Consider the following 21,655-nt stretch of genomic DNA (forward strand, 5'->3'; position numbering starts at 1 on the left):
AGTTAAACCTGTTAAAAATACCAACAAAGCCATTAATAATTGAGAATGAAACTTTTGATGAAAAAGTATTAAAACTATTCCCCGTTCCCTATTCCCTGTTCCCTGCCCTAAACAAAGTATTGTTTCATAAACACCTATCTATGAAATACAAAACTAACAAAAATCAACAACTAAGTTTATTTGAACCTTCTGCCACTTATAAGTTTAAAAAGCCATCTTTAAAAGCTGAATATAAGATGAGTGGGGAGTATTTACAAAGTTGGAAAAAAAGAATTTATAATTATCAACAAGAAGCGAAAAAAAAGCAAGTAAAACAAACTAATTTATTAACTTCTGAAAATAATATTACTTGGGATATAGATAGTTTTGATCCTTTTTCTATCCCTACCCATACAGATCAGTTTTATAATTTACCAAAATATAATGACAGTGAAAGCTGTTTATATTTTATTTTAGATACGGAATTACCTTTGTTATTGTATGTGGGAGAGACAAAATTATCGCCCTATCAAAGATGGATAAATCATGATTGTAAAGGTTATATTCAAAAGTATATAGAACTTCATCGTCAATACAAAATTAATAGTAATGTACGATCGGCTTTTTGGTGGGGAATTTCCCCTGAGCGTCATATTAGGCAAAGGTTAGAACGGGATTTAATTCTTAAGTGGCGATCGCCCTTTAACAAAGAATCATGGCAACATTGGGGACAACCTTTTAAATAAGGGTTGCTTAAAAAGCGGAATTGAGAGAAAAAAATGGATAAGTGAAAGAATACCTTACTCTCTAGCACTCATCCATTCTCAAGCAGTGAAAAATACTTGGAATGCGCGGGTACAGAGGAGAATATTTTGTGGTTATAAACTGAACAATATATTAAAAGACATTTAGCCGTGGATAGTCTTAGCTTTCCCTTTCTCACTTATTATACAAAGGCAAGTCCGATGATCGAAGAATTGAATTAATCATAATTATTCTTTAAGACTCATTCATATTTTTATAAGTAGCCACAGCAGAGGGGGAAATGCGATTGAGATAACGGAAAATCCAATATTTCAACACCGTATCAAGAATTACAGGGAAAGTGGCAATAAACAAAAAATTAAAATCCCGATTTTCTGCTAAGCCAAGATGACGAGCAACACTTTCCAAGACAATTTCCCAACCATGGGGAGAGTGGAAACCAACAAATATATCTGTAAAAAGAATGATTAAAAATGCTTTGGCAGAGTCACTTAAACCATAAATTAATTCATCCAAAAAAGATTTTAAAACCTGTAATTCTTGACGACTAGAAACGAGGATGATGGCAAAAGAAATAAAAGCAAATATGTCAGAAAAAATATTTTTGATACCATTGGCACTTTGACGACGATAATCTTGGGCTAACTCTTGGGCTTTCTCTTGGATGATAGTTTCTTTTTCTTGAGGGGATAAATTTGGCATTAAGCCAATCATAGTTTTTAGTTGTATATTCTCCTCAAAAATTCTCAATTCGTTGAGGGCTTCTTCCTGTAAGTCTTGATTGATAAAAACGATGTCTTGATGACTAGCAAAATAAGGATCAACAAATGCTCTACCAATGGCTATTTTACTAATATTGTGAACTAAAATAGGAATAATTATTAAGAATAAAAGAAATTTTACTGATACAGCAGTTTTATATTTGGAGCGACGAAAACGATTTATTAATTCTTCTTCTGTGTCGGTAGAATCTGGGTTAATTTCATCTTTTATTTTAGTTAATGTTCGTAAAAATGAACGAGGCAGGACGCTGGTTTTGTCGGAGACTGTTTCTTTTATTTTTTTATCTTCCCCTGCAGGGACATCAATAATGGGGTTTTTTGTTTCTTTGACAAGGTTCGGTACTGTTTTGGGATTAATTTCTGATTCTTGTTGATATTTATTAACTATTTGATCAATAAAATTTAATTTTTCAACAATTAATGATTGGCTAAGGGTTATATTTTTATTAGTCTCATAGGGATAATTTTGTTTATTACTAGCAAATAAGTTGTTAAAATATTGACTTGTTTTAAACTGAGTTAATTTAAGATCAATAGCTTTTAATTTACTATTTAATTCTCCTTGAAAATAGGCAAAAACTCGTTCGCTGTGATTTCCATTTTGAAGAGTTATTTTTTTGTTTTGAAAATGTTCTATTTCTATATTTTTAATAGTCAAAGCTGCTTGATAGGCAGATTCGAGGGAATTTTCGGCACTACGGGCAAGGGAGCGTTTTGTATAGCGAAAAATTTTGTTGAACATGAAAGCTAGACAACAGTTACATGATTTAATATTTTAGGGGTTATTTTTCGACATGGACGACAAATTGCCCAATAACATTGTTATCATAAAAAATATATTGTAAGGTACACCGTTTGATATATTACAAATGCTGAGAATAATCACAGATAAAGGTGAAGCAAAACAAGAGCTAAAAAGAATTGAAAACCGTACTCACAATGATGAGACTCATATTCAAGAGTCCATTGTGAAAGAAATCATTGCGACGGTGAGAAAGCATGGAAATCAAGCCTTGTTCGATTATACTCAGAAATTTGACCGACAAACTATCAATGAAAGTAACCTTAAGGTTAGCGGTGCGGAAATTGATGCGGCTTATCAGCAGATTTCTCGGGATTTATTATCAGCTATTAAGTTGGCAGCAAAGCAGATTGAAGCGTTTCATCAGCAAAAAGTACCTAAGTCTTGGGTAAATTTTCCTTGTGATGGGGTGGTTTTGGGGCGACGTTATACCCCTGTGGATAGGGCTGGTTTGTATGTGCCGGGGGGTAGGGCTTCTTATCCTAGTACAGTGTTGATGAATGCTATTCCTGCGAAGGTTGCTCGGGTACCTCGCATTGTGATGGTTACTCCCCCTAGTGAAGGGGGAAAGATTAATCCTGCGGTGTTGGTAGCGGCTAGTGAGGCAGGGGTGACGGAAATTTATCGGGTAGGGGGCGCCCAAGCGGTGGCGGCGTTGGCTTACGGCACGGAAACTATCCCTAATGTGGATGTGATAACTGGGCCTGGTAATATATTTGTAACTTTGGCGAAAAAGGAAGTATTTGGCACGGTGGGCATCGATTCTTTGGCAGGGCCTAGTGAAGTGTTGGTGATTGCTGATAAACAGGCAAATCCTGTTCATGTGGCGGCGGATTTACTGGCACAGGCGGAGCATGATCCTTTGGCGGCGGCTATCTTGATTACTGATGATGTCGCCCTTGCTCAGGCGGTACAAGGGCAGGTGGTAAAACAGTTGGAAAATCACCCTCGTAAGTTTTTGACGGAAAAGGCGATCGCCCACTATGGTGTAATTATCGTTACCGAAAACCTAGAGGAAGCGGCGGAATTATCCAACCTTTTTGCCCCAGAACATTTGGAATTAGAGGTGGAAGAGCCTTGGGATTTAACCACCCATATCCGCCACGCTGGAGCTATTTTCTTGGGTAATTCCACCCCTGAAGCGGTGGGAGATTATTTGGCTGGACCAAACCACACCCTGCCCACGTCAGGGGCTGCTCGTTACGCTTCTGCGTTGGGGGTCGAAACCTTTATGAAGTATTCGAGTTTAATTGAATATAGCCCCCAAGCCTTACAAAAGGTGTCTGACGCTGTTATTGCATTGACTGAGGCGGAGGGGTTACCCTCCCACGGGGATTCGGTAAGGTTGCGGGTGAATCCTGATGAAAAATAATATTTGATGGGGTGATAAGGGCGCTGGGTAACAAATACCTATGCTATTAGGCTTTGACTGCCACTTTGCGCACTGCGAAGCATCTCTGCGAGATCGCCCTTATAATAATCTAGTTTAGAGGTAATTAGTCTAACTTAATTACTGCCCAATCATCCTGACGAACAAAATTAGTCATATCAGTAAATTTTCTTAATTCAAACTGTTCTACTGTAAAAATAGAAGGGGAATTTGCTAACCATTGGTCATTAATTTTTTTCACCGCAGACTCTACTTTACCTTCGTCAAAACTATCTGTAACATCACCAAAATAACCCAGAGTGATATGCGCCGCAAACTCGTAGTTTTGTTCGATACCCAAAGAAACTATTTTTTCATCCTGATAAATCAGTTGACGCAATTTAATAATAGGTTCATAAAAAGTCTCCGTTGGTGCTAAACAAATGGCAATGGCACGGGGAAAAATAGAAAGTCCTAATACATCAAATTCATAAGGTTTTACATCTTTATAAACAGTCTTATAATCTTTAAAAATACTATCAATTTGTTTTATTAATAGCTCATCAAAATGAGCATCTTGGGCTACAGCATTTAAATATATATCGTCCCAAATTAAATCAGCTAAAGTAACATGAAAACTATCTGCTGGTACAGCTACAAAAAAATCTGAACCCAATGCTTTTACTACCTGTTGCTGAGTTTCAGCTAATTTTTGATAAAACTCTTGATTATGACTAGACTCCCCATGGGGAGGAGTAATAATGGTATATCCAGGAAATTTAACGGGTTTTTGTCCATCAAATTTAGGAGATGATTGGATATTTTGTATTTGTTGCTCATAGTTAGCAGGGGCAGTCATTTGCACAATTCTATTGATGTAGCTTTGATAGTTTCCATCCATTTTTTTATCCTCTATTTAGCTTTAAATTGATATTATTTATAACTTTTTTAAAAGTGATATTCATTATAATTTTTAATGGTATATTTGTCAATATATCTTTGCTTTAGTTGTGGTTGTTACGACTTTCAAGGAGGACAAGGTAGAAAAGTTAATATTAGTAATTATTGTGGTATTAACAAAATATTTTTTCTTTTTATTTACGAGTTTTAATATTTAGTAGTTTAGGTTTTTAATGGTTTAAACTGGTTCCTAAATGCCCTAGAAATCTATAAAATTAATCAAGGGTTTTACCATTATATTTTCTATGGTTAACCTTTAATTCTCACCAATACTATGTTTTGTCGGTGTTGTTAATTTTAGATATGATTTCTGGTTTATTAGGTGGGGAATAGATAATGGTGATAATATTTTCATGGCTCAATTTTGAGGGCAAGTAAATTATATTTCATACCACAACCTTGGCAACCCCGTGTTATTTACGAATAACTTAATCTAGTGATAAGTCGTTGATAATCTGGGTATTGATTAATTAATTCTTTTGCTGTGGCTAATTCAAAGTCTGTAAAGTCGAATCCGGGGGATACGGTGCAACCAATTAAGCTATAAGAGTTTGGTTGACTTACTTCTGATGCAAACCAATCTCCTTGATTAATGACTAACTGAAAAGTGGGATTTTTTCCTGTAGTATCTCCTAACAGTATGGATTTATATTCTCCTGATTTGGTGAGAATGTGGACTTGTAATGGTGTGCCACTGTAAAAATGGAATATTTCATCGCTTTTGAGACGGTGAAAGGCGGAAAATTCTTCCCCTGAGAGTAGGTAATAAATAGCAGTTGAGCAATTTCTTGATTCTGTGGCACGAGATGATAAACCGTTGCTTTTGATAATATCATTACTACGATAGGTTTCTCGATAGTAGCCCCCTTCGGGGTGTTTTTGTAGGTTGAGTTGTTTTATCCAATATTCTGCATTCACTGGTTTTATGGTGGTAAAGGTGGTTTTAAAAGTATTAGGTTATTTTTGCAAAATTTCTAATCCAACTAATTTTATCGTCATTAGAGGAAAGGAGACATTACTTTTGTCCTAATGGCTAACTCCTAACACTTCCAGCAGTAAAGCAATTTTTGTCACCCATGCTAAATACTACCGTAGGGCGAGGTTTTCGGATTGAGAGTTGTTGATAACTCGGTTTAGTTTTCCACTGCTATAACCTTCTAAGTCGAGGGTAACGTAGATAAATCCTAACTGTTGAAAGTAATGGACTAATGTGGGCAAGTCAACTTCATTGACAAAGGTGGCTATTTTTTGGGGTGATAGTTCAATTCTAGCGGTATCTCCTTGGGATCTCACTCTCAAATTAAGATAGCCTAAATTGCGTAAATAAACTTCTGCCCTACCGACACGATGGAGTTTTTGGATGGTGATTTCTTCTCCGTAGGGAAAGCGGGAAGACAGACAGGGTTGAGAAGGTTTATCCCACCATGGTAGGTTTAATAATTTACTGATCTCTCTTACTTGTATTTTTGATATACTTACTTCAGCTAATGGCGATCGCACTTTTCTCTCTTTTGCGGCTTCTATGCCGGGGCGATAGTCTTGTAAATCGTCATAATTTACCCCGTCTATCACATAAGGATAACCTCTTTTAAGGGCGATCGCTTTTAATTTATCGTGCAATTCACTTTTGCAAAAATAACAACGGTTGACAGGATTTGAGGTATAGTTAGGGTTATCCATCTCCTCGGTGACAATCATTTCATGATTAATACCAATTTGTTGGGCTTGATGTTGGGCTTCATCTAATTCTTCAGGTAAAAGGGAAGGAGATACCGCTGTAATAGCAAGGGCTTTGTCTCCCAAGACATCATAAGCAACTTTAGCAACTAGGGTGCTATCAATTCCCCCAGAATAAGCAATTAAAGCCTTATCCATGGTGGCAAAAATACTTTTTAATTTCTCTAGTTTTTCTTTGCTCATTCTATCTATTTCTAATAATCCTACACATAGTATTATATTCTAGTCTGAAGAAGTTTAAGTAATGTACCATTGACATTTAACAATTCAATTAATACATTTTTATTGATTATTAGTTATTAATTATTTATTATCATTATGTCTAAAGATTTAAAATTACAAACCGCTAACTTATATCTAAATATTTCAGATGAATGGTTAGAAAAGCTAGATAATCTTGCCGTAGAAAAAGAGCAAAACATAGAACAATTAGTATTAGATATTATTGGTAACTATTTATCAGATAGTGAGTTAAATTTAGAAAATAATCAACGACTAGAAGAATATCAAAACTTGAATCAGCGTTTAGAAGTTTTAGAAAAAAAAGACTATCAAATAGAAAGATTAACAACCAAATTAGAAATTTTAGAAAAGTTGGTGGCTACCTTACAAACAAAAGAGATTAAAGAAGATACTACAAATAGTAATCAAGATTGGGATGATGAATTTGAAGATGAACCTGATGAAGTTTTAACAGACTTTTTATTGTAGTCTTTTTTTTGGCAAATACTTTTGAACATATCGTCAATATTTTGAAACTAAATCCCCTAAATTATCTTTATATTATTACCTTTACTTTTTTCCATCATATTCGTTTCCGACACTAACTAAGCATTACCATGACAAGTTTTGCTACTACAAAAACAGTATCTTTATGTTTATTTTAAAGAAAAATATTTCTTCAGATAAGAAAACATCATCCTTCAAACAAACTATTACTAATATATTAGGGGAAAAATTAAAACCATTTTGGTTTTTAGCCCCCGCCCTAATTGTCTTAACTCTAATAGTTTTTTATCCTGCTATTCAAGCCTTTAGTCTTAGTTTTTCTAGTTATGGCTATGACTTAACACAACCCCCTGAGTGGGTGGGTTTACAAAACTTTGAAAGATTAGTCCAAGATGAATTATTCAGAAAAACTTTACTCAATAGTCTTCTTTACATGGTGGGAGTAGTACCAGCCTTAGTTATTTTACCATTGTTCTTGGCGATCGCCGTTAACCAAAAATTAAAAGGCATCAACTGGTTTCGTGCGGCTTATTACACCCCCGTAGTAATCTCCATGGTGGTAGCAGGAATCGCTTGGAAAGCCTTATATTGGTCAAATGGTATCTTCAACCAAATTTGGCTAGGATTGGGCTTCTCATCGGGTTTACCATGGTTAACTAGCCCTGACTGGGCTATTTGGAGTGTAATGGTAGTCACCATTTGGAAAGGTTTAGGTTATTACATGGTGATTTATTTGGCTGGTTTACAAAGTATCCCTGCTGAATTATACGAAGCAGGTGCTATCGATGGCTCAGATGGTTGGCAAAAACACTTTGATATTACCATTCCTCTCATGAAGCCTTATATTTTTTTGGTGGCAGTAATTTCTGCCCTCAGTGCGACAAAAGTATTTGAGGAGGTTTTTTTATTAACCCAAGGAGGTCCTAGAAATAGCTCTAAAACCGTTGTATATTACATATATGAAAAAGCATTTCAAGAGTTAGATATTAATTATGCTAGTGCCATGGGTTTAGTTTTATTTATGGCCATTTTGGTACTTTCTATCGCTAATTTAATTCTTTCTCGCACTCGCTAAATTAAGTAATGCATAATCAAAAAAAACTAACCATAAAACTCTAATAGGCATATCACAAATTATTTAATATCCCCATAAGTACCTTGGCGAAATTAATTATAGCTCTTATTTTGCTAAGTCTTTTATTAAGGAAGGGTTTAAGCTGTTTCTCTAAATTAATTTAACTACGCCTACTTTCATACACATATTTATTATTTATCAATTTTTCTCTCTCGATTTTACAGTTAAAATTAAATGAAAATTAACAAAATATTGATTACCATATTATCTAGTTGTTTACTGCTTTATGGTTGTCGAAATGAGCTAGAAATTCCTCAACTAAATAATCTTTCACCTTTACCCCAAGATCCTAATATTCAAGTATATTTTAATTATAATCAACAGGCTGAATATACTGAACCCTACCGACCAATTATTCGTGAAGGAGATAACTTAGAACAAATTTTAATAGAAGCCGTTAATAGTGCAGAAAATACCATTGATATTGCCATTCAAGATCTTAATTTACCAGATTTAGCAAGGGCGATCGCATCTCAACACCAAGCAGGAAAAAAAGTAAGAATAATCATTGAAAATAACTATAATTTAAGTTTAAATGAACTAGGAGCAGATCATGGTTTAGCTATTCTGAAAAAAAATAATATTCCTATCATTGATGATACAGAAGATGGTAGCAAAGGTAGTGGTTTAATGCACCATAAATTCTTGATTATTGATAACAAAAAATTGGTTACAGGTTCAGCAAATTTTACCCTAAGTGGTACCCATGGAGACTTAGATAACGAAAATACAAGGGGTAATGCTAACCATCTTTTGGTAATAGATAATGCACCCCTTGCCAACATTTTTGCTCAGGAATTTAACTATATGTGGGGTGATGGGATTGGTAGCAAAAAAGATAGTTTATTCGGCTTACAAAAACCCTTTCGCCCTGCCCAAACCCTAACCATTGGAGAAAGCCAAGTTACAGTAAAATTCTCTCCTACTTCTCGCACCCAACCATGGGAAGCAACAACCAATGGCTTAATAGATGAAACCTTAAAAAAAGCTAGTGAATCCATAGATTTAGCTCTCTTTGTTTTTAGTAAACAACCATTATCTAATACCCTCGAAAATAAAAGTTCACGAGGTACTCAAATAAGGGCATTAATAGATCCTCTTTTTGCTTATAGATATTATAGTGAAGGGTTAGATTTATTAGGAGTTGAATTGAGTAATAATTGTCAGTTTTATGGTGACAATAACCCATGGGAAAATTCTATTGAAACGGTAGGGATACCTAATATTTCTAGGGGAGATAAATTACATCATAAGTTTGCATTAATTGACAATAAAATTATCGTTACAGGTTCTCATAATTGGTCAGCAGCCGCCAATTATACTAATGATGAGGCTTTATTAATTATAGATAATTCCACCATTGCCAAACATTTTAGCCAAGAATTTGACCGTCTTTATGATGATGCCATTTTAGGAGTCACAAACAGATTGCAACAACGCATTGAGGAAGATAAGAGAGAATGTCAAATTAACTGATAATTCATAAAAAAGTTTATTCTGGTGGGCAATGCCCACCCTATTCATAATAAATATCTTAGTTATTTAAACCAATTTTTTCTAATAATTTATTAAGGTTAAAATGCTCTTCAATTAACTGTTGTACACATTCTACTTTGATAGTTTCTTGGAGACGCACGGTTCCGAAGGCTCGATCCACAATTTCCACGGTGGTGAGAGTATCGCAATCTACGGTTAAAATGGGGATTTCTAGGTCTTCAGCCCTTGCTAAAATGAGTTGCTGAGGGGGGATATGTCCTGTTAGAATTAGGCAGTTTGTAGAGCTTTCTAGGGCTGCTAATTGGAGGTCTGTGCGATCGCCCCCTGTCACCACAGCCATATTCTGTCGTTGGCGAAAATACTCTAAAGCAGAGTTAACATTCATCGCCCCTACGGTTAAACTTTCTACCATCAAATCTAAGCGATCAGGACGACATAGTACAGTCGCTTTCAACTGTGCTACTAATTCCCGAACGCTAACACTTTGTAAAAGTCTGTCGGTAGGTAACATCCCTAATACATCAATGCCATGGTCTTCTAAAAAAGGTTTAATAACATTAGTCATGGTATCGAGTTGATCATGGGGAATACTATTGATACTAACACCTAAAAGGCGATCGCCAAACATTTGTTTAGCACAAAGAATTTGATCCACAATTTGTAAAGCATCATACTTGACTACCAACAAAACAGAAGCATCAATTTTTTCGGCTACTTCTGGACTAGAAAGATTAAACAAATTACCTTGAGAGAGATTTCCAGCACCCTCTACCAACACCAAATCACCCTCAATGGAGTTACAGTAGCTAAGTACATCAAAACTATCATCTCCATGGGAATCTAAAGCATCAGTGATGGTTTTTTGATTGAGTAATACCAAAGGAGACTTAATTTGAGTAGCAGATAAGTCCAAAGTTTGAGTAATAAAACTTATATCTTGCTCATCTTGGGTAGTATCCAAATCATTAAAACAAGTGCCGATGGGTTTAGCATAGCCCAATTTAATACCCCTTTGTCTTAGTTGATGGGCAACCCCCAAGATTGTTGCCGTCTTTCCCGTATAAGGCTGATTAGAAGCAACTAATAAATATTTTCCTTTCTTAGACATGATAAATTTTCCTCTAAATATTATTATTTTTAAGGTTGACAAATACTACATAAAAATAATTGAAAACCAATGTAATTCAAAATAATTAACACAGCTTAAAAAAAGTATTTACAATTTTGTTTTGGCTCAAATAAAATATAATAACCATTGTATTTATTTTATGACTTAATTATTAACCATTATTTCATCGTCCATGGGATAAAAAATTAAACCCCAAACACTTTTTAACTATAGCATTCCTAAATGAATCAGAAAAAATGCTTGTGTTTACTCCTGCAAAAATCGACTAACTAGGGAAGTAAACACTTTACAAATCATTGAGTTATACTACATTTATTAAGAAATATTAATTATAAAAATCAAACTAGAATATCTATAAAATCAAAAAATATAGACTATAAAATAACTTACTGTGTTTATTGTAATCAGATTTCTTTACAAAACTCCTTTAGAACTAGGAATTTCATTTAAACGACGTACATCATATTCCAATGCCATACGCATTGCCCTAGCAAAAGCCTTAAAAGTTGCTTCGATGATGTGATGAGAATTAATACCATCCAATTGACGGATATGTAAAGTAATCTGACAATGATTGACAATCGCCACAAAAAACTCCCTTACCAATTGGGTATCATAAGTGCCGACTCTCTGGGTTGGTATATCTAAACCATAACTTAAATGAGGTCGTCCCGAAAAATCAAGGGTAACTTGTACTAAAGCCTCATCAAGAGGGGCGATAAAATGTCCGAAACGATTGATTCCCTTCCTGTTACCCACAGCCTTGGCTATGGCCATCCCTAAAGTTATACCAACATCCTCATTAGTATGATGATCATCAATTTCAATGTCTCCTGTGGCTTGAATATCTAAATCCAATAGACCATGGGATGATAGTTGATGTAACATATGGTCAAGAAAAGGCACTCCTGTATTAACGTCACATTTTCCTGTACCGTCTAAGTTGACTTCTACCTTTACATCTGTTTCCTTGGTGTCACGACTGATAGCGGCAACACGGGGAGTAATAGAAGCTAATTCTGCTTTTGGGGCAGCGATTAAGGTGTTATTAACTGTCATTATTTAACTATAAAATATTCAATACATAAAATAAGGGTAAGATGATTTATGGTATCTTATTCATCACCTGAAGTTGTTTTAATGATATACGGTCATTATTCTTGTTTTTGATATATTCAAGATACTATCAGTGTGATAATGGTTGAATTTTCATCCTATGAATACCCTTGTATATATGATAATCCTTTTTGAGATCCGATAATTAGGGGTTGTGGAAAAAATGGAGCTATGAAGGTGGGAATAACAAATAATAACAATGCTTTAGATATGGAATGTTGATGATAATTTAAGAATATTTCATACCATCATTGACGTAATTTATTTTCTAGTTTTACGGTAAAATTAATTTTTTCTGTTAAGTGTAATTAAGAGCAAAATTGATCATTGCGGCAGATTTTAAGGAATGACCAAGATAAAATTCTATATAGTTTTTTAGGCTTCTTTCAATATTTATCCAAGCTAAATTAATTGTTTCTGTAGAGTATGTCTGTTTGATTTCCATTTCCATTTCCTGTTGTTTTCCGTTAGATAAACATTGTAAAAAAAATAATTCTAAGGCATTAATTTTAGTATTAATATAATTGTTTTGACTATTATTCATAGATGATAATTGAATTAAACCACCATTAGCAAAACTAAATCCTACTCGCCAATGGGATTGAGCAAAGTTAGGAATTAGAGGGGTTTCTGTGGTGAGGCAATAGTTTACTTCTGGAGCTATACCTGTCAGAATTAGTATATTAAATACTCCTTGGGCTAAATAGGGGGTGAAATTAATTTGATTATCTAATGTTTCTAAAGTTTTTAAGTGTTTATTAAAAGTATTATATAATTCTATTTGAGGTTGTTCTGTGGGTGCTAAATTAAGGATTATTTCTGCCAAGTATTGACTGATGGTTAGTTTTCCTAAATTATGACTTAGTTTAGGGTATGATTCTTTGGTTTCTGCCTGAATTAATCGATCTAAATTTGTTCCTTTAACGATTAAAAATTCGTTTATTACTAGGGGTTGAATCCTTCCTCTTAATCTTGATTTATATTTTCTGGCTCCTGGGGCGATCGCCCGTACTAACCCATATTCAGGGGAAAAGATAGTGACTAATAAATCATTTTCCTTAAACGGATTTTGTTTGAGAATAATGCCCGTAGTTTGATAAGTTTGGCTCATGGTATTTGATACAAAAAGGAATAATTAACTTAAAATAGGGACGTAAAACATTACGTCCCCCAAACTTTTATTTACTCCCCATAAAAGTTAGGCGATTAAACTCTCCGCATAAACATCCTCTGAAGAATTATCCCTAATCTCCATGGAAGTATCAACTAATTCAAAATGAGGTTGTAACTGAATTTGTTCCACATTAGGAGTAAAACCCAACCAGCCCCTAGAGGCATGGGCAAATTCATCGGGATTTCCACTCACACAAAAACGGGTTGCCAAGGCATCTTCTTGGTTGCGTAATCCATTGATTTCCAACTCCTTAGCCATAGCCCTCACCACCGCATAGGCTGGATCTACTAATTTTACATAGGAAGGCAAAATTTCTCTCAAAACTCCTTCTAAATGGGGATAATGAGTACAACCATATACCAAAGTATCAATTCTATTTCTCAGTAAAGGCTCAAGATATTTTTGGGCTACTTCTTTCGTATAGGGGTCATAAATTTTATTGTCTTCGATAAGAGGAACAAATTCAGGACAACCAATTTGCCAAACCTTCGTATCAGGCTCAAGTTCATTAATAGCGTTACGATAAGCATTACTAGAAGCGGTAGCAACGGTGGAAATAACCCCAATTCTTTTTCCTTGTTTAATAGCTGCCTTTGCCCCAGGATGAATCAAGCCCAAAATAGGAAAATTAAACTCCGTTCTAACTTCCTCAAGGGCAAGGGCAGAGCTAGTATTACAGGCCATAATCACCATTTTTACTCCCTCTTCTTGCATCCAGTAGAGAATCTCTCTAACGAATTGTAAAATTTCTTGAGGTGACTTAGTACCATAGGGGAGACGTTTAGTATCTCCAAAATACAAAATAGACTCCTGGGGTAATTGACGATATATCTGTCGTAATACCGTTAACCCTCCCACCCCACTGTCAAATACACCTATTCTGTTGTTAAACGCATTTGTCATAAATCTAGTTATTATTTCCATTGAAATTAATATAATATAAGCAAATTTACTCAATATTGTAAATATTTTGTGAGGAATTAAATATATGAAACAAATCAAAGACTTATGGGTTACAAAAAAACGGTTAGAGATTTTACCGAATATTTATAATTAAGTATCTTATTGAGATAAAATTGCATCTTTTTATGTTTACTTTTCGTCTGATTTATTGCTTCTTATTAAATGTAATCTCTTATCATTAAATATTTTCACTCATTTTATGTTATGTAATAAAATGTTATAAACCAGAAGTTTCCGAAGGATAATTATTAATCTATTTGGGCTGGGACAATCAAGAATAGCTTTTTTAATCCTTTAATTTTTTCCATGACGATAATTGAGAACCTTTTAGCTCAAAAGTACAAAATAAATGATTTTGTTTTTTAAGTTTTTAGTAATTAATTGAGTTGTAAAACTTTTCCCACTCCCTTAGATTAAATCAAACCAAGAGGGTGGGAGCAAAAGGTTTTGTCTGGACTAGTCTAAAGTCTATTGGTTCTAACGTATTCGACAATTCCCGCGGCAATGCCTTGAGCCATCTGTCTTTGAAAATTAGGATCTCCTAGACGAGCGGCATCTTCTCTACCCGTGACAAATCCAGTTTCGACTAACACAGAGGGCATTCTCGAATTACGGAGTACATAAAACCTTGCCTGACGTACTCGGCGATCGCGTATATTAAGCCTTTGTAAAATATTACGATGAATAACATTAGCTAAATTACGACCACTCTGAAAATAGTAAGTTTCCAAACCATTAACATCAGGACGACTCATACTGATAGCGTTAGCATGGATGCTCACAAACAAATCAGCATTAAGACTATTTGCCATATTAGTACGCCCTTCCAAACTGATAAAATTATCATTATTACGAGTAAGACGTGCTTGGATACCCTGTTGTTCCAAAATTCGGGCAACTTCTAAAGAAATCGGTAAAATAACATCCTTTTCCCGCAAACCACCAATGCCCACAGCCCCTGGATCTCTACCTCCATGACCTGGATCGATTATGACCAAAGGACGGGATTGGTTAGGGCGATTATTAGCAGGGGGAGTAGTATTCGCGGGGGGGGGAGTAATACTAATATTCCGAGGGGGGGGGTTAACGGGGATCGCCGCCGTGTTATTGGTGGGGTCATTGACCACGGGATTATTATTGCGAATGGGTGCGTTATTAGTGGCTGTACGCCCTCCCAAAAGAGAAAGACTAACAGAACGGTCATTAGGTTGATTTAAACGTCCAATTCTAACCCCAGGGGATGGTTGAACCAATAAAATAACGGTATTATCATCAGGTTGCCAAATGCGTAGTCTGGAAAGAGGACTATTAGAAGATAGTTGAGGGTTCCGAAAATTGGGAGATAGATCCGCATTATTAATGCGAATTTGATAAGTACCATCCTGCTGAGACCAAGTACCTGTAGCTCTTAAGCTCTGATTAGCTCTAATTAATAAGTCATTATTGTCAAAATTAATAGACTCAATGATTGTTTTATCTTGATTTCTGGCAATATTAACAGGTCTGGTGGTATTTTGAGCCACCGTTATCGCACTAACAGATTTTGTGCCAACATTGCTACTAGAAAGAGATTCTACCCTTCCCATACCCCCTTGAGGCCATAAAACTAATCCCCCCATACGGCTAAAACTCGCCTGCCAATCGGGGCTATCGGGATTAACATTCATTTTTAAGGATGCAACGGGGGGAGAAGAGCGTTTTTGACTAACATCAATAGAACTTACTCCATATTCATTCACATCCCATGAGTTAATTAATTCATTGCTAAGGGTAATACCTTGTAACTCAAATTCGATCTCGCGGCGATCGCGACTACGACTATAACGAATAGCATTATTAGAATTCCCATCAATCCCCATCAAAATGCCACTAGAAGAAATCTGAAAAGGAGACCTACTATTTGCCCTCGCAGTGGTGTTATTAGGATTACTAGGAGGAGGATTATCAATAGAAGAATTATTATTACGAGGAGGAGTCGGAGTAACAGGAGGAGGAGTTGTCATCCTCTCAGGCTGAGGAATATCCACACTCCACTGAGTAGGAGAAATGCCCTGAACCCTTACCTTTTGAGGATCGATGGTATAACCCTGAGCGATCTCTACCACCACCCTTGTCGTATTATTATCAAATTGACCAATTCTTAGATTAGTGATCAAACTACCCAAATTTTCATTGACAGTGCCTCTACCCAAATTTGTACCGGGTAAATCAATAACTAAACGAGTAGGATTAGATATTAATTGAGCCGTAGGCTGAACACTTCTGTCCGTAGTAAAAACCAGTCGATTTTGATTCGCTTCAAAGCGCCAAGAAATCAACCTCCCCGCAAAAGCAGGAGTCGTCAAAAATAAAAAAGTTAGACAACTGAGAATAAAAGAATAAAATTTCACTGTAGTATTACTCCTCAAATCAATTTAATAAAGTTTAATAGTCATAGATTTTCACCGCCTTTAGTGACAATGAATTGAGATTTAAATTAATATAGTTATTGATATTTATAAGTCTTTGTTGTATAAAATGGACGTTCTCTAAATTTAATTGATAATATTTTACTGATAATCCGAGCAACTCAAGAAAGATAAATCATATTTTGACCTACGTAATAACTAACTACAACCTCACTACCCCAAACTGCTATACAATCATAGATCATAAATAAAAGTTAGTGTTTTCAAACCCCAATGACAGCTAAGTTAATTATCTAATTTGGTTGTGGTTTTTATATATACTTTGATGACATTATTTTTTATCTTTTTGTTTCTGTGTATTTTAGCTATCAATGTAAATTATCAGTAAGTTTAATTGTCCATGGTTTTTAATATCCATTGGTGGAATATTTATAATTGAACTGGCATTAATTTTAATAAAAATTTAATAATTGTCACAAAAAAAATATTGAATGGGGAGAAATCTGTAATTCCCCCCTATGGACAGATAGACCAAATAATAATTGATCTAATCGCAACTATAAAATTTTATGGGTGTTTGGATGTTGCTTTACATTATCATCATCAGACACGGTTTTGATGTTATTTAAAATTCTTTTTCTTGCTAACGAATAATTAAGGTCAGCTTTTTGCTCTCCTAAAGCCAGAAATTCCTTAGCAGAGGGTTTCTTTTTATAAGTGCGGGTTGCGGCTAAAGTCATCTCAATAAAATTATGACAAAATTGGCTATTACTAGGGAAATCATTGGGTTTTTGTAAACTGTCATTAACTAAAACCTCTCCCACTGTTTTTGCACAAACGAACTTATAAGAAGTTTCAACTCCCTTCAACAAAGTTTCCCAGTAGGCGGATGGAATAGGCTCAATTACTTCTACTTCCTGAATATCTCCCTCTTCTCTGACAAAGCAGGTTGCTAAACCGAAGATACAATAATCATCGGCTGATACTTCTGCTTGATTTAATGTGGTGGTCATGGGTAATCTTTAATCTATATGGTTATCTCTGTTCAAATTTTACAATATATATTTTTGTCTAGGCTTTATTTTATATTTCTGTAACAAATAGGGTCACAACATAACAATGTACTATTACTATTTTCAAATAAAATTCCCTTTTTATGACTCAAGTAATATCATAAATTTTTCATGATTTAGTGAACATTAACCATGGATAAAATAGTACAAGTAATTCAAGATATTCTTAAATATACTGACAAAAATAATTGCATCAGCAACAGCCTAAATCAAGGCTTAAGTCCATTAGAGATAGAACAAAAATTAAAGGACTTTCCTTTTAAACTACCTCAAGAAGCAAAGCAATTATATCAATGGCATAATGGCACTAATATATATGATGATGTCCAAATTTTTTACTACCATTATTTCTTAAATATAGAAGAATCATTAAACGTTTACCATAGCTGGATTGAAGAGAATCAAAGCCATGATTGGATTATTTACCCAGAGCATCTATTTCCTTTACTGGGTTTTGAAGGAGAGTATTATGCGATCGCATGTTCTTCAGAGCAACAAGAAACAGGAAAAATATGGCACATTTATCATGAAGATATTTGTGTTTATAATAGTCTTTATTCCATGTTAAAAAGTTTCTTAGAATGCTATAAAAAAGAAGCCTATAAAATGATTCTAGTTGATGGTTATTGGGAAACAGAAGAAGATCAAAAAATGGTAGCAAAAATTAAACTAAAATATAATCCCATCAGACAAACGATTGTTACAGAATTAGAAAAAAGAGGTGAAAACGACTATTTTTCTTATCCCTAAATTACGACAACCTAGTTAAAATACCTAAAATCTTCTTAGAAGTTGGAGTTAACAAAGTACGCCGATAAGCATCAGCAGCTTTTTTAATAGCATCAGCTTGGGTAGGATAAGAATGAATCACCGACGACAAACCATTTAATCCCACCCCATTAACCATGGCTGTGCTAATTTCTGAAATCATCTCCCCTGCATGACTTGCCACAATGGTAGCCCCCAAAATTTTATCCGAGCCTTTTTTGTGGATAATTTTTACAAAACCTTCCTCCTCGCTATCTACGATCGCGCGATCGACCCCACTAAACAAAATTTTGATAACATTATATTCAATGCCCTTATCCTCCGCATCATGAGCATACATACCCACATGGGCAATTTCAGGATCGCTAAAAGTAACCCAAGGAATTACCAAATCACTAAACTTCGCCTTACCCAACCCAAAAGGAGAAAACAGAGTATTCTTGATCACAATACGCGCCATAGCGTCCGCCGTGTGGGTAAACTTAAAACGGCTACAAATATCCCCTGCTGCAAAAATTTTCGGGTTAGTAGTCCGTAAAAAATCATTCACCACAACCCCCCTACGGTTATCATATTCCACCCCCACCGCTTCGAGGTTCAAACCCTCCACATTGGGCGCCCTTCCTGCCCCCATCAAAATCTCATCCACAATTATAAAATCTTCCCCCTTATCAAAGCGATAATATATCTTCTTACCCTCTTCCGTATTTTCCACCCGCACAGGTTGAGCCGATAAAATTAAATTCATCTTTTCCCTGATAAAAGTATCTTCGATAATCTGCGCCGCCTCCTCATCCTCCTTATTCAAAAGATGGGGATATTTATGAATTAAGCTAACCTGAGAGCCTAGACGATGAAAAGTTTGGGCTAATTCACAACCAATGGGCCCTCCTCCTATGACTGCCAACCGAGGGGGTAATTCCGTCAACGAGAAAATAGTTTCATTGGTGCGAAAACCAACCTTCTCAATGCCTTCTATCTTCGGAGTAACAGCCCTTGCCCCCGTAGCAATCACCGCTTTTTTATAATTTAACTTTTGCCCATCCACTTCAATGGCACTACCCCGCACAAAATGAGCCTCCCCCAAAAATACGTCAATGCCCAAATTTTTGAACCGAGTTGCCGAATCATGGTGACTAATCCCCGCCCTTAATTTACGCATCCTTGCCATAACTTGAGGAAAATCAATGGTAACACCATCCACATTTACCCCCAAATCAGGCGCTTTGAGTATTTCCCCAATCACCTTCGCCGAACGAATTATCGCCTTAGAAGGTACACACCCAAAATTGAGACAATCTCCCCCCATCAGGTGCTTTTCTACGAGGGCAACCTTCAAGCCTAAATCTAATCCTGCAGCCCCTGCCGCCACTACTAGCCCTGCTGTACCTGCCCCGATGACCACTAGGTCATATTTATCTTTGGGGCTGGGATTTTGCCAATCTGGAGGGTGTACATAGGAGATGAGTTGTTGGTTATATTCATCCATGGGAGGAATGTTTATGGATTGTTGTTTGTTCATTTTGTAGGTTCTAATACTTGATTTTCAAGGGCTTTTCTAGCTATTTTGGTAACATAAACGGTAACGGCAACGGTGGCAATAAAACCAATAATTCTGATAGTCCATTCTACGGTGGGGTTACTGGGAGTATCTGTGCCGATGGTGGCAATATTTCCTGCTAATGAGCCGATATAGACATACATAATGGTGCCTGGTATCATACCCACTGAACCGATAAAATAATCTTTGAGAGATACCCTTGTGACTCCGTAGGCGTAGTTAAGAAGGTTGAAGGGGAAAACGGGGGATAAACGGGTAAGTAGCACAATTTTTAATCCTTCTCGCCCTACGGCTTCATCGATGGCTGCAAATTTTTGGTTACCTTGTATCTTTCCTGCTACCCAATCTCGGGCGATATATCTACCGACTAAAAAGGCTAGGGTGGCGCCGATAGTTGCCCCAATAAAGACGTATATGGAACCTAAAACAACTCCGAAGACGACTCCGCCCCCAAGGGTGAGAATGGAACCGGGTAAGAAGGCTACGGTAGCTATTATATATAACAGGATAAAGGCGATCGCCCCTAATCCTCCTAAACTATCAATCCATTGCAAGGCATCGAGTAACCATTGTTGAGGGTTAAAGCCTCCTCCTGTTTCTTGGGCAAATACGGGATGGATATGGAAAAGTAGGGTTAGAGCCAGTGTGGATAAACTTAACATTATTAGCTGTGAAAAATTGGATATTTTATCTTTCATTTTATCGACACTTTTGTTTAATGGTGTCATTGTTTTATTCTCTATTTTTAAGGTTATCTGTAAGAGCTTTTTTTGCTAATTTATTAAGATATAATGTCAGCAAAATGGTTGCTAATAATCCCATTATGCGCAAGGTTAATGCTAAAAATTGACTGGTATTATTAGGAGCATCATTTAATCTATCTACACTGGCTAAATCTGTAGCTAATGAACCGATATAAACATAAGCGAATACACCGGGAAACATTCCTAATGAACCAATCAAATAATCTCGCAATGAAATAGTAGTAATACCTAATAGGTAGTTAAGTAAATTAAAAGGAAACAGGGGAGAAAGACGCATTAAAAAGACTATCTTCCAACCTTCTTGGGCGATGGCCCGATCAACTGCTTTAAATTTAGGATATTTTTCTAGTTTTTTTAAGACTAAATCTCTACAAAAATAACGCCCTAATAAAAATGCAAAAATAGCTCCTAAAATGGCGGCTATTAAAACATAAAAGGTTCCCCATACTGTTCCATATAAACAACCTCCTTTCATGGTTAATAGTGAACCAGGGATAAATAAAAGAGTAGCAACATTATAAATAATAATAAATAATAGGGATCCTAAAATTCCCATTTCTTTAATGCGACTCAAAGATTGAATCCAAAAAGAAGAAAAATCAAGTTGATAGGAAGCGATAAAGGCGATCGCACTTAATCCCAAAATTATCAGCCACTTAATTTTAGTAAATTTATTGCTCTTAACAGAAGATTTAGAATTCATATCTTCGTGATATTCCATCAATTGATTTATCAAGGATACGAACTCTATGAGAAAATGGATTTAAAAGTTTTGAAAGTGTCAAATAAATAGTATTATGGCTATGAAATGAGCTTTTATTAAAATAAATATTGAAATTATTTCTAAAAAATATAATTCTACTATCGATAATTTTGTAAAAGGATTTAGGGGTTATTAAATTGAATCTCAAAATGTTCTTACAAGAACATTTCTAACTTTGAAA

19 protein-coding genes are annotated in these 21,655 nt (G+C 35.5%); 6 read left to right on the forward strand and 13 right to left on the reverse strand.

What is annotated here, in order from left to right:
• The first annotated feature begins 140 nt into the window (after positions 1 to 140).
• On the forward strand, positions 141 to 725 hold the full coding sequence (locus AA637_RS08150; protein WP_446682335.1) for a hypothetical protein: 585 nt from the start codon (positions 141 to 143) through the stop codon (positions 723 to 725).
• Between the two features lie 253 nt (positions 726 to 978).
• On the opposite strand, the gene AA637_RS08155 is transcribed toward AA637_RS08150, so the two are convergent.
• Positions 979 to 2,268 (reverse strand): proton extrusion protein PcxA, encoded by a 1,290-nt coding sequence (locus AA637_RS08155; protein WP_446682336.1) that lies wholly within the window; start codon positions 2,266 to 2,268, stop codon positions 979 to 981.
• 127 nt (positions 2,269 to 2,395) lie between these two features.
• Between AA637_RS08155 and hisD the strand changes: the two genes are divergently transcribed.
• On the forward strand, positions 2,396 to 3,700 hold the full coding sequence (gene hisD, locus AA637_RS08160; RefSeq protein WP_446682337.1) for a histidinol dehydrogenase: 1,305 nt from the start codon (positions 2,396 to 2,398) through the stop codon (positions 3,698 to 3,700).
• Between the two features lie 124 nt (positions 3,701 to 3,824).
• On the opposite strand, the gene AA637_RS08165 is transcribed toward hisD, so the two are convergent.
• From AA637_RS08165 to larE, 3 genes are all read right to left on the reverse strand, one after another.
• Entirely contained in the window at positions 3,825 to 4,598 is a 774-nt protein-coding gene (locus AA637_RS08165) for a DUF1868 domain-containing protein (RefSeq protein WP_446682338.1), read from the reverse strand.
• Between the two features lie 476 nt (positions 4,599 to 5,074).
• The gene (locus AA637_RS08170) at positions 5,075 to 5,575 is read right to left on the reverse strand and encodes a cupin domain-containing protein (protein ID WP_446682339.1); all 501 of its coding nucleotides are present in this window, start codon (positions 5,573 to 5,575) and stop codon (positions 5,075 to 5,077) included.
• A gap of 168 nt (positions 5,576 to 5,743) precedes the next feature.
• Positions 5,744 to 6,577 carry an ATP-dependent sacrificial sulfur transferase LarE gene (larE, locus tag AA637_RS08175; protein WP_446682340.1) on the reverse strand — a complete coding sequence of 278 codons (834 nt, stop codon included), beginning with the start codon at positions 6,575 to 6,577 and terminating at the stop codon, positions 5,744 to 5,746.
• 135 nt (positions 6,578 to 6,712) lie between these two features.
• Between larE and AA637_RS08180 the strand changes: the two genes are divergently transcribed.
• The 3 genes from AA637_RS08180 (at position 6,713) to AA637_RS08190 (ending at position 9,734) form a co-directional block, all read left to right on the forward strand.
• Positions 6,713 to 7,105 carry a hypothetical protein gene (locus AA637_RS08180; RefSeq protein ID WP_446682341.1) on the forward strand — a complete coding sequence of 131 codons (393 nt, stop codon included), beginning with the start codon at positions 6,713 to 6,715 and terminating at the stop codon, positions 7,103 to 7,105.
• A 169-nt stretch (positions 7,106 to 7,274) separates the two neighbouring features.
• Positions 7,275 to 8,198: a carbohydrate ABC transporter permease gene (locus tag AA637_RS08185; protein WP_446684558.1), complete on the forward strand. Its 924-nt coding sequence runs from the start codon at positions 7,275 to 7,277 to the stop codon at positions 8,196 to 8,198.
• A gap of 234 nt (positions 8,199 to 8,432) precedes the next feature.
• A complete protein-coding gene (locus tag AA637_RS08190) occupies positions 8,433 to 9,734 on the forward strand; it encodes a phospholipase D-like domain-containing protein (RefSeq protein WP_446682342.1) in 1,302 nt (433 codons plus the stop codon).
• A gap of 58 nt (positions 9,735 to 9,792) precedes the next feature.
• On the opposite strand, the gene AA637_RS08195 is transcribed toward AA637_RS08190, so the two are convergent.
• The 6 genes from AA637_RS08195 to AA637_RS08220 form a co-directional block, all read right to left on the reverse strand.
• Positions 9,793 to 10,863: a phosphotransacetylase family protein gene (locus AA637_RS08195; protein WP_446682343.1), complete on the reverse strand. Its 1,071-nt coding sequence runs from the start codon at positions 10,861 to 10,863 to the stop codon at positions 9,793 to 9,795.
• A 435-nt stretch (positions 10,864 to 11,298) separates the two neighbouring features.
• Complete coding sequence (gene hisB, locus AA637_RS08200) at positions 11,299 to 11,943, reverse strand: imidazoleglycerol-phosphate dehydratase HisB (protein ID WP_446682344.1); 645 nt, start codon at positions 11,941 to 11,943, stop codon at positions 11,299 to 11,301.
• Between the two features lie 355 nt (positions 11,944 to 12,298).
• Positions 12,299 to 13,111, reverse strand: coding sequence for a DNA repair protein RecO (gene recO / locus AA637_RS08205; protein WP_446682345.1), 813 nt, complete (start codon positions 13,109 to 13,111; stop codon positions 12,299 to 12,301).
• Between the two features lie 87 nt (positions 13,112 to 13,198).
• Entirely contained in the window at positions 13,199 to 14,077 is an 879-nt protein-coding gene (gene murI / locus AA637_RS08210) for a glutamate racemase (protein ID WP_069790553.1), read from the reverse strand.
• Positions 14,078 to 14,598: 521 nt separating this feature from the next.
• The gene (locus AA637_RS08215) at positions 14,599 to 16,527 is read right to left on the reverse strand and encodes an N-acetylmuramoyl-L-alanine amidase (RefSeq protein WP_446682346.1); all 1,929 of its coding nucleotides are present in this window, start codon (positions 16,525 to 16,527) and stop codon (positions 14,599 to 14,601) included.
• A gap of 575 nt (positions 16,528 to 17,102) precedes the next feature.
• A complete protein-coding gene (locus tag AA637_RS08220; protein WP_446682347.1) occupies positions 17,103 to 17,558 on the reverse strand; it encodes a hypothetical protein in 456 nt (151 codons plus the stop codon).
• A 192-nt stretch (positions 17,559 to 17,750) separates the two neighbouring features.
• On the opposite strand from AA637_RS08220, the gene AA637_RS08225 reads away from it, so the two are divergent.
• Entirely contained in the window at positions 17,751 to 18,368 is a 618-nt protein-coding gene (locus tag AA637_RS08225; RefSeq protein WP_446682348.1) for an SMI1/KNR4 family protein, read from the forward strand.
• A 1-nt stretch (position 18,369) separates the two neighbouring features.
• On the opposite strand, the gene AA637_RS08230 is transcribed toward AA637_RS08225, so the two are convergent.
• The 3 genes from AA637_RS08230 to AA637_RS08240 are packed head-to-tail and all read right to left on the reverse strand — an operon-like array spanning position 18,370 to position 21,414.
• The gene (locus tag AA637_RS08230) at positions 18,370 to 19,908 is read right to left on the reverse strand and encodes a mercuric reductase (RefSeq protein ID WP_446682349.1); all 1,539 of its coding nucleotides are present in this window, start codon (positions 19,906 to 19,908) and stop codon (positions 18,370 to 18,372) included.
• Positions 19,905 to 20,645: a TVP38/TMEM64 family protein gene (locus AA637_RS08235; RefSeq protein WP_446684559.1), complete on the reverse strand. Its 741-nt coding sequence runs from the start codon at positions 20,643 to 20,645 to the stop codon at positions 19,905 to 19,907. Before AA637_RS08235 ends, AA637_RS08230 begins: the two co-directional genes overlap by 4 nt.
• Before the next feature lie 34 nt (positions 20,646 to 20,679).
• The gene (locus AA637_RS08240) at positions 20,680 to 21,414 is read right to left on the reverse strand and encodes a TVP38/TMEM64 family protein (RefSeq protein ID WP_446682350.1); all 735 of its coding nucleotides are present in this window, start codon (positions 21,412 to 21,414) and stop codon (positions 20,680 to 20,682) included.
• Positions 21,415 to 21,655 lie beyond the last annotated feature (241 nt).

The sequence above is a fragment of the Cyanobacterium sp. HL-69 genome, assembly GCA_002813895.1.
Classification (GTDB): Bacteria; Cyanobacteriota; Cyanobacteriia; order Cyanobacteriales; family Cyanobacteriaceae; genus Cyanobacterium.

Coding starts and splice junctions, on each gene's coding strand:
- AA637_RS08150 (WP_446682335.1), top strand. CDS start 141: ATGAAATACAAAACTAACAAAAATCAACAACTAAGTTTATTTGAACCT.
- AA637_RS08155 (WP_446682336.1), bottom strand. CDS start 2,268: ATGTTCAACAAAATTTTTCGCTATACAAAACGCTCCCTTGCCCGTAGT.
- hisD (WP_446682337.1), top strand. CDS start 2,396: ATGCTGAGAATAATCACAGATAAAGGTGAAGCAAAACAAGAGCTAAAA.
- AA637_RS08165 (WP_446682338.1), bottom strand. CDS start 4,598: ATGGATGGAAACTATCAAAGCTACATCAATAGAATTGTGCAAATGACT.
- larE (WP_446682340.1), bottom strand. CDS start 6,577: ATGAGCAAAGAAAAACTAGAGAAATTAAAAAGTATTTTTGCCACCATG.
- AA637_RS08180 (WP_446682341.1), top strand. CDS start 6,713: ATGTCTAAAGATTTAAAATTACAAACCGCTAACTTATATCTAAATATT.
- AA637_RS08190 (WP_446682342.1), top strand. CDS start 8,433: ATGAAAATTAACAAAATATTGATTACCATATTATCTAGTTGTTTACTG.
- AA637_RS08195 (WP_446682343.1), bottom strand. CDS start 10,863: ATGTCTAAGAAAGGAAAATATTTATTAGTTGCTTCTAATCAGCCTTAT.
- hisB (WP_446682344.1), bottom strand. CDS start 11,943: ATGACAGTTAATAACACCTTAATCGCTGCCCCAAAAGCAGAATTAGCT.
- recO (WP_446682345.1), bottom strand. CDS start 13,111: ATGAGCCAAACTTATCAAACTACGGGCATTATTCTCAAACAAAATCCG.
- murI (WP_069790553.1), bottom strand. CDS start 14,077: ATGACAAATGCGTTTAACAACAGAATAGGTGTATTTGACAGTGGGGTG.
- AA637_RS08220 (WP_446682347.1), bottom strand. CDS start 17,558: ATGACCACCACATTAAATCAAGCAGAAGTATCAGCCGATGATTATTGT.
- AA637_RS08225 (WP_446682348.1), top strand. CDS start 17,751: ATGGATAAAATAGTACAAGTAATTCAAGATATTCTTAAATATACTGAC.
- AA637_RS08230 (WP_446682349.1), bottom strand. CDS start 19,908: ATGAACAAACAACAATCCATAAACATTCCTCCCATGGATGAATATAAC.
- AA637_RS08235 (WP_446684559.1), bottom strand. CDS start 20,645: ATGAAAGATAAAATATCCAATTTTTCACAGCTAATAATGTTAAGTTTA.
- AA637_RS08240 (WP_446682350.1), bottom strand. CDS start 21,414: ATGAATTCTAAATCTTCTGTTAAGAGCAATAAATTTACTAAAATTAAG.